The following is a 16,103-nucleotide window of genomic DNA, read 5'->3' on the forward strand; positions in this document are numbered from 1 at the left end:
ATTAAATTTCAATTCATATAGAATTCTCTAATTTAGATTTTTAATCAACAATTATCTCTCCATTAAGCAGATAAATATTAATCTCGTCTTTATTAAGGTAATGATTATTCAATAAATTGTTTGAAATTTTTGTCTCAATTTGTTTTTGAATAATTCTTTTTAAAGGCCTTGCACCATAGGAATGATCGTAACTATTTTCGACTAGTTGGTTAATTACCTCATCCGAAATTTTGAATTTTAGATTTTTTTTGTTAACTCTTTTTTCTAAATTTTGAAGCTGGATTTTTGCAATTTCTTTTATGTCATTAAATTCTAAATTATTAAAAATAACTATTTCATCAAGTCGATTTAAAAACTCAGGCTTGAAAAATTTTTTAAGTTCATTGTCTACAAATTTTTTTATTTCATTTGTATCTTCTTTCCTAAGGGATAAATCATTTATTGATTGACTTCCTAAATTACTTGTGAGAACTATGATTGAATTTTTGAAATTGATTGTGCGACCCTGACCATCAGTAATAATTCCATCATCAAGTACCTGTAAAAGAATATCTAAAATGTCTTTGTGTGCTTTTTCTATTTCATCTAGAAGTATCAACGAATAAGGATTTTTTCGCACTGCTTCAGTTAATTGACCGCCTGATTCGAAACCTAAATATCCAGGAGGCGCACCTATAATTTTGCTTACTGAATGCTTTTCCATATATTCAGACATATCCAGTCTTGTAATTGAAGAATTTGAATCGAATATAATTTTGGCTGTTACTTTACTAAGCTCTGTTTTCCCAACACCAGTTGGACCTAAGAAGAGGAAACTGGCTAAAGGCTTGCTTGGATCATTTAGACCAGTCCTTGATCTTTTAATGGAATCTGCAACAGCCCTAATTGCCTTATCTTGACCAATAATTTTTTCTTTAAGGATTGACTCGAGGCTCAAAAGTTTATCTTTTTCTGACTGGTTTAAGTTCTGTACTGGAATAGAGGTCCACTTTGAGACAACTTCTGCAATATCATCAAAAGTAACTTCTTGCCTTAAAAGACTCGTCTCTCCGTTTTTGTGAGAATTAACTAGACACTGACTTTTTTCTTTTAATTTTTTTTGTAAAGAATTTAAAGTTCCAAATTCTAATTCTGCTGCTTTGTTGAGGTCAAAACTCCTTTTGGCTTGATCTATTTGCAATTGAACAGATTCTATTTCTTCCTTTATGGTGCTAATCTCATTAATTTCTTCTTTTTCTTTTTTCCATTTATCACCTAATTCTGCCTGTTTACCTTTAAGGGATATAAGTTCATTATTGATTTTTTTTAATCTTTCTTCAGAAAAATCATCTGTTTCTCTTCTTAAAGATAATTTTTCCATCTCCAACTGCAGAACTTTTCGATCAATTTCATCAATTTCTTCAGGTTTGGAAGTTATGACCATATTTAATCTTGAGGCTGCTTCATCGATTAGATCTATTGCTTTGTCCGGAAGAAATCTATCATTAATATATCTTTCGCTAAGGGTTGCTGCTGCAACTAAAGCATTGTCAGAAATTCTCACACTATGATGAACTTCGTATCTTTCTCTCAATCCTCTTAATATTGATACGGTATCATCTATTGAAGGAGCATCAATTTTTATTTTCTGAAATCTTCGTTCTAGAGCAGGATCTTTTTCTATATTTTGTTTATGTTCAATAATAGTTGTAGCACCAATACATCTAAGCTCTCCTCTTGCAAGCATTGGTTTTAATAGGTTGCTCGCATCTAAAGAACCTCCACTAGCACCAGCTCCAACAACTGTATGAATTTCATCAATAAAAAGAATGATTTTACCGTCTGATTCTTTAACTTTCTTCAGGACATTTTTTATTCTTTCTTCAAATTCTCCACGATATTTTGCCCCAGCTATAAGTGAACCCATATCTAATGAAATTAGTTGCCTATCTTGTAGGGCAGAAGGTACATCGCCATTAATAATTCTTTGAGCCAACCCTTCAACAATGGCCGTTTTACCAACCCCAGGTTCTCCAATAAGAACTGGATTATTTTTTGTTCTTCTACTCAATATTTGAATTGTTCTTCTAATCTCTTCATCCCTACCAATAACTGGGTCTAAAGTTCCATCTCGAGCGGATTGAGTTAGATCGATACCATATTTTCCCAAAGATTCATTAGAAGTATCAAATTCGTTTTTTTCTGCTGGATCTGACTTCATTTTCTTTATAGTTTCAAGAAATTCTGGAATGCCTTTTTGATTTAAAATTTGAAATCCATATTTTTCATCATAAGTGAAACCGTAAACTAAGTGTTCTGTTGATATCACTACATCATTTAAAGTATTTTTAATTTCATTCGCTTTCAAAAATATTTTGTGAAGAGTATCACCGATATATAAATTATCTTGTTTATCTTTCATTTTTGCCTTCAAATTTAACGAAGACATTATTTCTTTCTCAATCTCATTGATATTTACATTATTATTTTTTAAGATTTTTTTTGTAAGATTATCTTGTTTTATAAGAGCTAAAAATAAATTGTCAGAGTCTACGTTTTGTTGATGATTTTTATAAGCAATTTCTTTAGCCAAAATAAAAAAGCTCCAAGCAGAATTTGAAAATTCGCTTGAAACTATTTTCATTAATCAAAAATTAATTATGACTGTAGGAAGTAATAAGTAAAAAGTAGTTAAGTATTAATAGATTTATTCAACGACAACTTTACCTACCATTCCAGCACCTCTGTGAGGCTCACAATAGTAATCATAAGTTCCTGCAGTATCAAATGTTTCTTCCCAAGACTCTCCTGGAGCAAAAGCTAGATCTGCATGACTTAATTCTTCATGTCCATCAAAAACTGCATTGTGAGGAGCTAATTTATTATTGACGAATTTAACTGTATCACCAGCACTAATGTTTACTGTACTTGGTTCAAATGCAAGCATACCAGCATCTGTACCAAGTTTTACTTCAACAGTCTTAGCTGAAACTGATGAAATTCCTAAACCTAGAGTTAAAACTATTGCGAATAACCCTGCAAAGATTGAACGTAACATAATTAAAATTTACTTTTACACTATATATTACAAGGTTTTGGGAGCCTAACTGCGAGAATTTTAATTGTTATTACAGCTTGGTAACTTTGATAACCTTAAAATATCATTCAGTGACTTCGCATAACTTTTAAGTTTAAAAGTCTCAGGATTAGTGATGGGAGCATGATTAAAGTCATATTTCTTGATACTGAAGCTATCCCAAGGGGTGGTTTGGATGGGAAGAATTCTTAATAATATTTTTAGAATTTTTTTTGTAAGGGGTATAGCAAAATATCTCCTCATATTTTTTCTTTTTAAAAGTGTAATTATGGCATGATCAATTGAAATAAATTTCTGACCTAGGACAAATTTTCTAAAGCCTTTGTAATGTTCTTCTTTATGATTTTTTATTAGAAACCCGCAAATTTGAGCAATATCATTTGCGTGTATAAAGTGAAATTTAGAATCGAGTTTTAAAAATCTTGCTAACCAAAGCCATTTCCCGATTTCTTTCAATCCACTAGTTAAATAACTTACAGGATATTTACTTTTTTTTCCAAGATTTCCTCCAAAAACCAAGGTAGGGAAAACAGCGAAAGTTTTTTCTGCAAATGAGCTTTCTCTAAGTCTCTGGAAACATTCGTATTTTGTTTGAATATACTCTGTTCCATAAATCAATGATTCCCTCATTAATTTTGTTTGGTTATCAAGAATGCTAGCTGTTGAAAAATAAATAATCTTTTCTAACTTGTCAATATCAAGCATTTCAAGTAATTCTTCAAAAGCTTTAATGTTTACTTCATAGGCTCTTCTTGGATCTCCCCAAGCTGTAGCAGTATGTATTAGGTAATTAATTTGACTAATTTCTTTTTTATACTTATCTGATTCCCTGATATCACAAACCATTAACTTGACTTTTTTATTTTCTTGAACAGAAATTGGCAACTTACTTTTGTCTCTTACCATGAGATAAAGCCTGAATTTTGTGTTTTTTAAAAACCAATCAACTAAATATTGGCCAACACATCCATTCGCCCCTGTGATTAATAAGTTTTTATATGCCAAGACTTTGACTAGTAAGTAAGTTTTTTTCCATGTTCAAAAAATGTTTGAGCATTTTCTTCTGGAGTCCCAGGTAAAATCCCATGACCCAAATTAAGAATGTATTTTCTATCTTTAATTTTATTGAAAGTTTTATCTATCCTTTCTTTAATTGATTCTTTGTTTCCGAATAAGATGCCAGGGTCAACATTACCTTGAATTCCTATTCCACTAGGGATTCTTTTACAAGCCTCTTCAATATCTACTGTCCAGTCTAATGAAATTATATCTACTCCAGTTTTTGCCATTCTTTCTATAACACCAGCACTGCCTGAAATGTAAAGAATTACTGGTGTTTCGGGGAATTCGGCTTTTACAATGTCAACAACTTTTTTTTGATATGGCCCAGCAAAGATATCGTAATCTTGTGGACTTAATTGGCCTGCCCATGAATCAAAAATTTGTACTACTTGCGCTCCAGATTTTATTTGATATTTAAGATATTCACCAATAGATTTTGCAAAATGATCAAGAAGTTTATGAAGTAAATCTGGTTCTTTAAAAGCCATTGATTTTATTAAAGAATAATTTTTACTGCTTTTACCTTCAACTACATATGCTGCAAGTGTCCAAGGTGCTCCAACAAAACCTAAAACTGTTGCCTCATTATTCACATCTTTTTTTAGTGAAGCAAGAACTTGACCAACAAAACTTAAACTTTCACTTGGATTTAACTCTTTTAAATTTTCTATCTGGTTAAGAGTTCTGATTGGGTCATCAATTATTGGACCTTTACTTTCTATTATTTCAAAATTTATACCCATCCCTGGGAGAGGTGTGAGAATATCTGAAAAAAGGATCACACCATCCGGTTTGAAAGCATGAAAAGGCTGCATTGATATCTCATATGATAATTCTGGATTTTCAGACCTTTCTCTAAAACTTGGGTAACGCTCCCTTAAATCTCTATAGATTTTCATATATCTTCCTGCTTGTCTCATCATCCATACTGGAGGTCTATTCACTTTATTACCTAATGCGGCAGAAAGTAGTAGCGGTAAATTGTCACCCATTTTTCAATTCGATATGTTTTTTTAAAAAAATAAAATTCCAACTTAAAAATCTTACAATGCAAAGCATATCAAAAGCGTTATATGAACATTTATATGAAGTACTAAGTTAAATAAGCCTTATTATTTTTTTGAATGATGTTTGAAGATACTTACGCTTAATGGGGGCAAAGCAAGTTCTAGAGCATTTTGATAATCATGAATATTGTAATTTATAGTTTCTTTACCTCCCATATTTCCCTTATTACTGCCTCCATATCTGGCTCCATCTGAATTAAATATCTCCTTGTAGAATCCTTCTACAGGAACACCTACTTTATATGAACCATGAGTATTAGGTGTAAAGTTGGCAACTACAACAAGCCACTCATTGGTATCGTTTTCTCTTCTCATGAAACTTATTACCGAATTAGATTTGTCATTACAATCAATCCATTGGAATCCATAAGGATCAAAGTCGTTTTTCCATAATGCAGTTTCATTTTTATAAAGTTCGTTTAGGTCATCAATCAAGTTTCTGATACCTTTATGAGGCTCAAATTCTAATAACTCCCATTGCAGGTCATCCCAAACATTCCATTCTTGTCTTTGTCCAAATTCCATTCCCATAAATATCGTTTTTTTACCAGGGTGGGTCCACATATAAGTTAGTAAAGCTCGAGTATTTGCATATTTCTTCCAGTCATCGCCAGGCATTTTATGTAAAAGATGACTTTTCCCATGTACAACCTCATCATGACTAAGAGCAAGCATAAAGTTCTCTGTATAGTTATATGTTATTGAGAAAGTCACACTATTTTGATGGAATTGCCTAAACCATGGATCTATCTCAAAATAATCGAGCATATCGTGCATCCATCCCATATTCCATTTTAAATTAAACCCTAACCCTCCCATGTCAGTTGGTTTGGTTACCATTGGCCACGTTGTTGATTCTTCAGCGATAGAAAGTGCACCTGGGAAATGTTGGAAGAGTACATGATTAGCCTGTTGAAGAAATTTAACGGCTTCTATATTTTCATTCCCACCATTTTCATTGGGGATCCATTCCCCCTCTGGGCGTAGATAATCTCTGTAAAGCATTGAAGCTACAGCATCTACTCTTATGCCATCAATATGAAACTCTTCAAACCAATAAACTAGGTTGGCTACTAAGAAATTCCTTACTTCGTTTCTGCTGTAATTAAATATTAGGGTTCCCCATTCTTTGTGTTCACCTATGCGTGAATCTCCATGTTCATAAAGATGACAACCATCAAAAAATGCTAAACCATGCTTATCTTTTGGGAAATGACCAGGTACCCAGTCAAGAATCACACCTATGCCCTCTTCATGACATTTATTGACAAACTCTCTAAATTCATTTGGAGTGCCAAATCTACTTGTTGGTGCATACCAACCTGTAACCTGGTAGCCCCATGAACCATCGAAAGGATGTTCAGATATTGGCATTAGTTCGATATGAGTAAATCCTCTCTCTTTTACGTAAGGGATGAGTTTGTCGGTTAATTCTGGATAAGTTAATAATCTTGTTCCAGGTTTTAAATCTGCAGCTGGTACTGGGTCTCTTGGTTCACCATTGTCTTCAAGATATTTATTATCTGTTGATTCATGGAGCCAACTTCCTAAATGCATTTCATAAACTGAAATTGGCTTGTTAATTTGACTAGAAGAATCTCTATTTGAAATCCAAGAACTATCATTCCAACTAAAGTTTTTCAATTTTGAAACTATCGAACCATTCTGAGGTCTGATTTCATGAAGGAAACCATATGGATCAGCTTTCTCATAAATATGACCTTGTTGCGTTCTTATTTCATATTTATATGTGTCTCCCTCTTGCATGGTTGGCATGAATAGTTCCCAAATTCCACCTAATCTTTTTTGCATTGGATGATGTCTTCCGTCCCAAGAATTTATATCTCCAATTATCGAGATTGATTTTGCATTTGGAGCCCAAATGCAAAACATGACTCCTTTTTGATTCTTTTCTTCAATGAGATGTGCTCCCATTTTTCCCCAGATATGATGATGATTACCTTCTGCAAAAAGATGCCTATCAACTTCTCCCATCCACTCTTCTTGATATGACCAGGGGTCATGTTGTGTATGTGTGATCCCTCCTCGTGAAATATTTATTTCGTAATTAGAATTTGGGTTTTCAGGCAGGATTGCTTCAAAAAGCCATTTATGATTTATGCTTTCTGCCTTGTAGGTATTATTTTTAAAATTTATTTTAACTTCGTCCGCTTCAGGCATCCATACCCTTATGACCCATTGCTCTTCATAAAAATGAGGACCTAATATTTTTAATGGATTATCATTGCAACAATTTTCTAGGTTGATAGCTTCTGATTTAATCCAGTCTGCTTGAATTGTCTCGATCATGACTGGTAGATATTAAGGATTAATAATATCAAATGATTAACCAAAAAAATAATTATTTATTAAAAAAAAGGGTTCATTTTCATAAATGTTTTATTAAGGCTAAAACTCAGAGTAATAATTCTATGACTTGCTGAAGGCGCACCAACACTTCCCTCCCCAAATCCAGGATTAACTCCAATAGCAGGATAAGCTGCTGCAGATATAGATAAGCGAAGCTTGCTTCCTTTACTCAAACAAATATTTGTTGGTTGCATTGCAATTTGATAAATACATTCTTCACTTATTTTGCGGTTTTTAACTCTTAAGAATCCAGTTGAAAATTGATTCACATTCTCATCACCTTCTTCAACTAGAGATAAAGCAAGGCATATATCGAAATTTGGCTGATCACTTTTTACTGGGATTTCTAATGTGGGAACTCCTGTTAAATATTGATCTTTTTTAAATGAATTGGTTTGAAAAACACCTACGTCCAGGCGTTTATCAATAATATTTCTATTAAACTTTCCTGGATTTGGACCTAAATGACCACCGTCAGATGGAGTAGGTCTCCATGGGTCATTAACAATTGTGAACCATCCTGATCCTTTTGAATTTATGGTCAGACTTCCATCTTCCACATCTATATTTGCCGTACCATCACTTTTGAGCCCAAAGATAAATTCAGGGTGAAATTTATTATCTAATTCTTCCCATTTATTTAATGAGATATTCCATATTTTTTTCTCGCCTTTTGAATTTTTTGAATTCAATTTTTCATCTGATTTTAAGTGTTTATCAAAAAATTTCAATAAAGATTCTTGTGATCCCTCCCACCAATTAAGATGTGTCGCATTTCCAATAATTATCTCTGGACTACCTCCAGCTCCTTTAGATTTCTTATAAAGATCAAAGGCACCTTTTAAATGTGGATCCCAAAGCCCTCCAATAATTAACATGGGTTGTTTAATCCATGATGAAATCGGCTTGAATTCTTCAAAGGGCTGAGCATTATTTAAATTTTTAAGCCATAGTAAAACAAAGCTGTTAGGGTCATATTTATTTAAAATATTAATACCTTCCCTTAGATAACTTTTGTTTTCTAGGGCTAATCTAATTTTCTCCCACGCAACTAAATTATTTTCTCTTTCCATTTTTAGCGCTGCTATTTGTAGTCCCCATGCAATATTGTTATGCCACCAATATGCTCCTCCATCTGAGCACCAATGATCTTTTAAATCTAACCCAGTCATTGCTGGTGATAAACAATCGGGAGGCGTTGAATTTAATTCACCTGTTAATTGAGTAAATCCTTGATATGAAAAGCCATATAACCCAAGTTTTCCATTGCATTCCTTGAGTGATCTTACCCATTCGTGTGTTTCTGAAGTATCACTAGCTTCTTGCTTGAAACCATTAAAAACGCCTTCGGAACTACCCATACCCCTAACATCTTGAATTACTACCATGTATCCTTTGGAAGTCCACCATTCAGGGTGAGAATAGGTAATCGTTGAAGCTATTTCCCTCCCATAGGGTTGTCTCATTAATAATGCAGGCCAGGGGCCAGCACCTTTAGGCAGCCAAATTCTCGATGTAAGTCTGACTCCATCTCTAAGTACTAGAGACTTATCCAAACATCTTGAATAGTGCATTTAAATGTTAGATAATATCTGGACAATGCAGACCTATGACGTAAATAGAAAAAATCTCAGCGTTTACAGGCGTTAAATTATTTCTCTTTGATACATACTCTATAGCTTTATCATCATTTGCAGAAATACCTTTTGAATTAAATTCTCTAAACTTACTACATATAGTATTGGCTTCGTTTGGATTCTTTTTTACACTTTCTAATAAGTTCGATTGACTAAGAACAGGAAAGGAAGAGTTAAGAAATAAAATTAAAAAAAATAAAAAAGATTTCATTATCACTTGTATTTTTTAAAATTCTACATTAAAAAATTTATTTAACCAAGATTTCTAATAAATTAATTGATTTGCTTAGCTTTTATTATCCATTTTTTTAGGAGAGAAAAAGTTATTTCTGTTCCAACTTTCACTCTAAGACTTCTTTCTAATCTCCCTATTTTGCGCTCTAGTTCGTATGGGGTGGATAGTGATAATGATTTAATAGATCCAATCCCGCAATGTAAAAGTAAGTAGGCTTCTGGAGGAGAAATTGCAATTTCTTTTTTGAAAATGGCTATGGCTCTAATTTTTTTTAAATTATTTAATGAACATAGTGGAGATTTAGTTTGAATTTCATTTATATCTAAATCTGAAAGATTGCTTAGTTTTTCTAACTCAAAAAGATTCTTTTTATTAAAGAAAGATTTCTCATGTCTAAAGTTAGTTGGCAAAGAATCTAAAAAGGTTTTACTTTCCATTATTTAAGAGTCTAATTCATTAAGACATTTTTCTGAACTTCCCCTACTATAACTGGCTTACTTACATCATCTGAAATTTTTTCAAGTTTCCTTATTTTGATTTTTACTTTCGCTCCAGACCTACTACCTTTCCTGAGGTTCTCCGATAATTGTTCTAAAGTTGGCCCAATAGAATCTTCAGGGAAGTCGTCCTCAGCTTTAGCAATAATCAAATCGAACCCGTTGTCATAAACAATTGGAACATATTTTGCACCTTCTATTACTACTTTTTCAGTATAACTTTGTATAAATGCCCAACTACTTAAAGAAAGTAATACTGAGAAAATAGTTGCTCCGATTATTCGGAATTTAAAACCAAAATTAAATACAAAAGCTACTATAGTACCGATTAAGAGGAGTATTGCAAATAATCCAAAAATTTTGGGTGTGTTTTCTAATAGTTCAAAAAAAGACATTTACTGGCTTTGACCTAATTAATTTCTTATATTTTGTAAGCCTACTCTATTTTTGGGTTCTAACTTGAAAAAAATTAGATCTCTAAATTTAAATATAAAAATTCTTTCTATAGGCATACTTGTGTTTGTAGGATTTTTAGGCACCTTTTTATTAAATAATTTTTTGAGAGAAACTTATAATTCTAGAAAACCACAACTTGAAGAAAGTGTTGAGGATTTTTTAAATAAAAAGGTTAAATTAGGAGACTATTCTGGGATTAGATTTTTAGGATTTTCTCTGGGAAATTCAGAAATTATTGATAAAGATAATAAAGATTCTCAAATAAAGGCTAATAATTTATACGTGAGCATTTCGCCATTTAGATCTTTGTTAAAACAAAAATTGATAATAAAAATAAGGCCTCAGCAAACTGAAATTAATATAGATAGAGATTTTTTTAAAACAGATAAAACTTATAAAAAACCTCAAGACACAAACAAATCAAAATTGAAATACCAATTAAATTTTAAATTTAATAAATATTCAGTTTTAAATCTGAAAAAATCAGGATTAAAAACAAAAGTAAAAGGTAATGTTATATACAATTCAGTCAATAGAGAAATTATTGCAAATTTAATATCTAATTTTTATGGAAAAGGATTTTTAAAATTTAAATTAAATACGAAATTAAATAAAGACTTTTTAAGTTTGGAATTATTTTCAAGGGGATTGGATCTTAATAATACACAATATAATATCGGAGCTAGAAAAATTAGCCTTAAAAAAGGAAATTTTAAATCTAATTTTAAATTTTATAAATCATCAACACAAGCATTTTGCAAAGGAAGATTTTCTTTTACTAATTTAAAGATAAAGCCTGAAGCCTTCTCGGAAAATATAAATTCAAATTCAACTCTGTTTTATTGTAAAGATAATAATTTAATAGGAAATTCAGATAACTTAAATTATGGAACATTAATATCAAATTTCAATGTAAATATTCCATTAAATAAAGCTTCAAATAACATTAACCTTAATGGAAGTATTGGATATGTTAATAGTCTTAATCCGGATATTAAATTATCCGGTAATATTCCTTATTGGTTCGATAAAAGAGGAATTAATTTTGGCGATGTCAATTCAAGTTTTAACATAAATAGAACTCAACTATCAAATTTAAATATTTTTCGAAAAAGTAATATAAGGGGATTCATAACTGCTAAAGGAGAATTAAAAGGAAAAATTAGCGATCCAGATATTTCTATAAACTTTAATGTTGATTATCCGCACTATAAAGGGATTCGTATTAGAGAAATATGGGAAGGAGAAATTAAAAAAGATAATAGTCAATTTCTTTTAAATATGAAAAATAGATATTCTCCAATTCCTTCATTTCTTTCTGTAAAAATTGATTCTGAGCTTAAATTAGATAATGTAGCTTTCAGTAGAATTTTTAATTCTAATAAAGGTAGTATAGAAGTAGTTAAAAAAAATAATAGGTATATTTGGAGAGCTGATAATTTTCCTCTTGATGAACTTGAATTATCTATAAGAAACAATCAATTCGATAGAATTAAAGGAATTATTAATGGTTCTGGATCAATATCTTCAGATCAGTCTTATCTTGATGGAAGATTAGCCTGGAGTTTAGGTAAATATAGAAATATAAAGCTAGCAAATTCTCTATTTGATTTTAGCCTCAAAAATAACTCTTATTATGTCAATTCATCATTATATCCAATTGACGGAGGCATAATTGAGGTCGAATACGACTCAAAAAACGATAATTTAATTACTGCAGACTTCAGCAACATAAGTACGAGTTGGACAATCTTGACTGCAGTTGATATTTTTAATTTTGAAAATAAAAAAGTTATTCCAACAAGAAAATCTAATATCTTGGATGATTTGGAAATAAATAAAAATAATAATACTTTTAAAGAGAAGATGGATTTTATAAATAAATTTATTGAAAAGAATAAAGAGCTAGAGGATAAATTTAATTTGCAAAAATACTTTAGTAAATTTAAAAGTAGATATTACGGAGAAATAAATATTAATGGCGATAGACCAGATAATTACAAAATAAATGCAAAATTAAATGGCTATATTGTTAAAAACAAAGAAAACTTTACTAATAATAAAGAAGAATTTTCTATTGATTTGAAGGGGGGACTATTAAAGGGAGAAGGTTCTTTGAGAATTAAAAAACTACCATTAAGTGCTGCAAATATCTTTTTGAATCAACCAAGAGATTTTAAAGGAGGTTTGGATATTAATTCCTTTTATAATCTAAATACAAAATCTTTCTCCAGTGAGATTTCTTCCAATAATGCATCAATCAAAAACAACAAATTATTATTTGATAAGGGACTCGTTGAATTTAATAATTCTATTTTTGATATTGATTTTTCCTTACTAATAAATGATTTCGAAAGCCCAATAAATGTTGAAGGTTTAATACCTATAAACAAAAAAGATAACTTAGATCTGAGATTGATTGGAAATGGAAAATTTATTGATTTAATAGATATTTTTGCTGATGAATATTTTAATTTTAAAGAAGGTAATGTGAATCTTCGAATGATAATAAAAGGTACTAGAAATAAACCAATTTTGAATGGGTTTTTAGTAATTAAAGACTCTGAAATTGATTTTTATAAAAATAAAATAAAAGATATCAATAGCTTAATAATTTTTGATTTTGATTATTTAGAGGTTAAAAATCTAAATGCAAAAGTCGAAAATTCTGGAAATCTTTTTATAAGAGGTTCTTTGCCTTTTTATAGTAAGAATGATCATGGGAAGTCAGAGATTAATCTAATAACAAATAAATTTAATATAAAGACAGATAATTTCAATTTTTTAATAGATTCAAATTTAGATTTAAGTGGATCATTTGAAAATCCTGTTCTGGGAGGTAATCTCTCTCTAAATAATGGATTTATTAACTTTAATAATACCAATCAGAATAGTAAAAAAAATAAAAGTAAACGACAAGAAGTAAAAAAGAATTGGCCAGAACTATATTGGAACAAGAGTAAGAATATTGAGATAATTTCAAATGAATCAATTTTGAATTCAGTTCTTCTTGGAGAAACTTTGCCGAATTATTTGGATAATTTAAGTTTCAATAATCTTAAATTAAAACTTGGCCCAGATTTTAAACTTCAATATTCAGATATAGTTCAAGCTTATTTAAAAACGAAATTAGATCTTAATTTAAATGGAGCGGTAGGAAAAGATTTAAATGCTAGGGGACTTATTTACCTTGAAAAAGGTAGAGCGAATCTATACACTACTCCTTTTAAACTTGATAAAAATAAGGATAATTATATTTTATTTGCCTCAAGAAGTGGTGTCGTTCCATTTATTAACTTTTCTTTGGTTAGTAAAGTTCCAGATTCTATAATTCCTATAAGTGAAAATAATCAAGATTCAAATATCTCAGATGATCTCGATACTGATGCGACTTCAAGCAGTTTTGGAACATTTGGGATTGGTAATACAAGGCTTATAAAAATTGAAGCTTCCTACGAAGGCTTTTTAGATCAATTATCTTTTGAAGATGAAAATAAAAGAATTCAATTAAGGAGTATACCAAGTTATAACAGGTCACAAATAATTGGCTTAATTGGAGGAAACTCGGCAAATCTAATTAATAGAGCATTTATTTCTCAACTTAATAATGCGGATGCTTTTAGTGAAAAATTTCAGTTATCTTTATATCCAGCATTAATAGAAAATAGTGAATCATACAATAGCGTTATTACTAATGAAAATTTAGATATAGAGAATAATGGACAGTCAGATTCTAATCAAGAATTTTATTCTCAAGCTTGGGTAGCTGAACTAGGTCTTGATATTACAGATGCAATAAATTTCTCCTTTCAAACTGTTCCAGGCCGAGATGACCTCTCCCCTATAGGAATTTTGACTTTTCAGGCCAATCCAAACTTAGAGTTGTTAGGCTCTTATGATTATGATGGAGATTGGAAAAGTCAAGTTCAATTATTTTTTAGATATTAAATCAGTAGGGAAGTTAGTTTAAAGAATCATTGATTTGAATTATTATTAAATTAACTAAAAAATATTATGGCTAATATATTTGAAGTTCCTAATCCAGGTAAAGATCTTTTAGAAAAAGCTGACCAAGTTCGTTTGGCATCAATAAACATAAGTCAGACTGAAAATAAAAATAGAATTAAAGCTTTAAATTTTATGGCTGATAATCTAGAAAAAAATACTAAAGAAATTTTAGAGGCTAACAGTGAGGACTATAAAATTGCAGAAAGGAAAGGAATATCAAAGGCTTTACTCTCTAGATTAAAGCTTTCGAAAGAAAAATTGAATTCAGGAATCGAAGGAGTAAGAAAAGTCGGAGACTTGGCTGATCCTGTAAATCAAGTTCAAATTAAAAGAGAGCTTTCAAAAGGGCTGATCCTAGAAAGAAAAACAGTGCCTATTGGAGTCTTAGGAGTTATTTTTGAATCTAGACCTGATGCTGTTATGCAGATTAGTTCTCTAGCAATAAGATCAGGTAATGGAGTAATGCTAAAGGGCGGTAGTGAAGCAAATTTAACAAACAGTGCAATAGTCAATGCCTTACAACAGGGGTTATACAAATCAGGGCTTGATAAAAATGCAATATGCTTACTTACTAGTAGAAAAGATAGTATGTCGATGTTAAATCTCGAGAACTATATCAATTTAATAATTCCAAGAGGAAGTAATGAATTAGTTAAATTTATTCAAGATAATACAAGAATTCCGGTGCTAGGTCATGCTGATGGAATTTGTCACTTGTTTATAGATACTGAGGCAAATCTTGAAATGGCTTTATCAGTCGCTCTAGATAGTAAAATTCAATATCCTGCAGCATGTAATGCTATTGAAACTTTATTAGTGCATAAAGATATTGCACCAGCTTTTCTTGAAAAGGCTATTCCATTATTTGGATCTAATGATGTAAAGTTAATAGGAGACAAAAGATCTTTGGAATTAGGGTTGAAGTATGAAGCTTGTCTCGAAGACTGGCAAACTGAATATTTGGATTTAATCTTATCTATAAAAATTGTTGAAGATTTTGACGAGGCAATTACTCATATTCAAAAATTTAGTTCAAAACATACAGATGGAATAATTACTGAAAATTTAACTACTGCTAATAAATTCATGAATATAGTTGATAGTGCAGGTGTTTTTCATAATTGCTCTACTAGGTTTGCAGATGGCTTTAGATATGGATTCGGAGCTGAGGTTGGTATATCTACTCAAACTCTCCCACCAAGAGGACCTGTAGGCCTAGAAGGTTTAGTAACGTATAAATATTTCTTAAAAGGCGATGGAAATGTAGTTGATGATTTTTCATCCGGTAATGCTATCTATACTCATAAAGATCTTTAAAAGTGTTGAAGATGGAAACGTTTTTAAAAATTGAGGATATAAGACTTTGGGCTAGGGTTGGTGTTCTTGATGAAGAAAGAAAATTAGGTCAATTATTTTGTTTGGATATATTCTTATGGACTGATTTCGAAAAGTGTACCGTAAGTGATGATGTAAAAAAAACAGTTGATTATTCAAAATTAGTTCAAATTTTAAAAGATCAATCAAAAAAAATTTATTGTTTCACAATCGAAAAATATTCAAACGCGATTTTAGAAATCATTGATCATGAATTTAAGCTTTCTAAAATTAAAATTATTTTGACAAAATGTAATCCTCCAATTACAGGTTTTGATGGGAAGGTTTCAATAGTAAGAATTCTTGAAAATAATTAAAAGT

General features: G+C 30.7%; 12 protein-coding genes. 3 read left to right on the top strand and 9 right to left on the bottom strand.

Annotation, left to right across the window (positions count from 1 at the left end):
- Positions 1 to 40: 40 nt before the first annotated feature.
- The 9 genes from HA144_RS03190 to HA144_RS03230 form a co-directional block, all read right to left on the bottom strand.
- A complete protein-coding gene (locus HA144_RS03190) occupies positions 41 to 2,623 on the bottom strand; it encodes an ATP-dependent Clp protease ATP-binding subunit (protein ID WP_209042355.1) in 2,583 nt (860 codons plus the stop codon).
- Between the two features lie 63 nt (positions 2,624 to 2,686).
- Positions 2,687 to 3,037 carry a plastocyanin gene (petE, locus tag HA144_RS03195; protein ID WP_209042357.1) on the bottom strand — a complete coding sequence of 117 codons (351 nt, stop codon included), beginning with the start codon at positions 3,035 to 3,037 and terminating at the stop codon, positions 2,687 to 2,689.
- Positions 3,038 to 3,097: 60 nt separating this feature from the next.
- Entirely contained in the window at positions 3,098 to 4,081 is a 984-nt protein-coding gene (locus HA144_RS03200) for an NAD-dependent epimerase/dehydratase family protein (protein WP_209042359.1), read from the bottom strand.
- 8 nt (positions 4,082 to 4,089) lie between these two features.
- Positions 4,090 to 5,130, bottom strand: a complete 1,041-nt coding sequence (hemE, locus tag HA144_RS03205) for a uroporphyrinogen decarboxylase (RefSeq protein ID WP_209042361.1) — start codon at positions 5,128 to 5,130, stop codon at positions 4,090 to 4,092.
- A gap of 120 nt (positions 5,131 to 5,250) precedes the next feature.
- Positions 5,251 to 7,515 (bottom strand): 1,4-alpha-glucan branching protein GlgB, encoded by a 2,265-nt coding sequence (gene glgB, locus HA144_RS03210; RefSeq protein ID WP_209042363.1) that lies wholly within the window; start codon positions 7,513 to 7,515, stop codon positions 5,251 to 5,253.
- A 59-nt stretch (positions 7,516 to 7,574) separates the two neighbouring features.
- Positions 7,575 to 9,149 (bottom strand): CocE/NonD family hydrolase, encoded by a 1,575-nt coding sequence (locus HA144_RS03215; RefSeq protein ID WP_209042365.1) that lies wholly within the window; start codon positions 9,147 to 9,149, stop codon positions 7,575 to 7,577.
- A 7-nt stretch (positions 9,150 to 9,156) separates the two neighbouring features.
- Entirely contained in the window at positions 9,157 to 9,423 is a 267-nt protein-coding gene (locus HA144_RS03220) for a hypothetical protein (RefSeq protein WP_209042367.1), read from the bottom strand.
- 62 nt (positions 9,424 to 9,485) lie between these two features.
- Complete coding sequence (locus HA144_RS03225; RefSeq protein WP_209042369.1) at positions 9,486 to 9,884, bottom strand: DUF4332 domain-containing protein; 399 nt, start codon at positions 9,882 to 9,884, stop codon at positions 9,486 to 9,488.
- Between the two features lie 11 nt (positions 9,885 to 9,895).
- Positions 9,896 to 10,339 carry a DUF2518 family protein gene (locus tag HA144_RS03230; RefSeq protein ID WP_209042371.1) on the bottom strand — a complete coding sequence of 148 codons (444 nt, stop codon included), beginning with the start codon at positions 10,337 to 10,339 and terminating at the stop codon, positions 9,896 to 9,898.
- 64 nt (positions 10,340 to 10,403) lie between these two features.
- Between HA144_RS03230 and HA144_RS03235 the strand changes: the two genes are divergently transcribed.
- The 3 genes from HA144_RS03235 (at position 10,404) to folB (ending at position 16,099) form a co-directional block, all read left to right on the top strand.
- Positions 10,404 to 14,348 carry a translocation/assembly module TamB domain-containing protein gene (locus tag HA144_RS03235; RefSeq protein WP_245152806.1) on the top strand — a complete coding sequence of 1,315 codons (3,945 nt, stop codon included), beginning with the start codon at positions 10,404 to 10,406 and terminating at the stop codon, positions 14,346 to 14,348.
- A 66-nt stretch (positions 14,349 to 14,414) separates the two neighbouring features.
- A complete protein-coding gene (locus tag HA144_RS03240; protein ID WP_209042373.1) occupies positions 14,415 to 15,725 on the top strand; it encodes a glutamate-5-semialdehyde dehydrogenase in 1,311 nt (436 codons plus the stop codon).
- Between the two features lie 11 nt (positions 15,726 to 15,736).
- Entirely contained in the window at positions 15,737 to 16,099 is a 363-nt protein-coding gene (folB, locus tag HA144_RS03245; RefSeq protein ID WP_209042376.1) for a dihydroneopterin aldolase, read from the top strand.
- Positions 16,100 to 16,103 lie beyond the last annotated feature (4 nt).

Origin of the sequence: Prochlorococcus marinus XMU1404, from assembly GCF_017696175.1 — a bacterium.
In the GTDB taxonomy this organism is placed as follows: domain Bacteria; phylum Cyanobacteriota; class Cyanobacteriia; order PCC-6307; family Cyanobiaceae; genus Prochlorococcus_A; species Prochlorococcus_A marinus_X.

Bases quoted from the DNA above. Each gene is read 5' to 3' on its own strand.
- HA144_RS03190 (WP_209042355.1), bottom strand. From the start codon at position 2,623: ATGAAAATAGTTTCAAGCGAATTTTCAAATTCTGCTTGGAGCTTTTTT.
- petE (WP_209042357.1), bottom strand. From the start codon at position 3,037: ATGTTACGTTCAATCTTTGCAGGGTTATTCGCAATAGTTTTAACTCTA.
- hemE (WP_209042361.1), bottom strand. From the start codon at position 5,130: ATGGGTGACAATTTACCGCTACTACTTTCTGCCGCATTAGGTAATAAA.
- glgB (WP_209042363.1), bottom strand. From the start codon at position 7,515: ATGATCGAGACAATTCAAGCAGACTGGATTAAATCAGAAGCTATCAAC.
- HA144_RS03215 (WP_209042365.1), bottom strand. From the start codon at position 9,149: ATGCACTATTCAAGATGTTTGGATAAGTCTCTAGTACTTAGAGATGGA.
- HA144_RS03220 (WP_209042367.1), bottom strand. From the start codon at position 9,423: ATGAAATCTTTTTTATTTTTTTTAATTTTATTTCTTAACTCTTCCTTT.
- HA144_RS03225 (WP_209042369.1), bottom strand. From the start codon at position 9,884: ATGGAAAGTAAAACCTTTTTAGATTCTTTGCCAACTAACTTTAGACAT.
- HA144_RS03230 (WP_209042371.1), bottom strand. From the start codon at position 10,339: ATGTCTTTTTTTGAACTATTAGAAAACACACCCAAAATTTTTGGATTA.
- HA144_RS03240 (WP_209042373.1), top strand. From the start codon at position 14,415: ATGGCTAATATATTTGAAGTTCCTAATCCAGGTAAAGATCTTTTAGAA.
- folB (WP_209042376.1), top strand. From the start codon at position 15,737: ATGGAAACGTTTTTAAAAATTGAGGATATAAGACTTTGGGCTAGGGTT.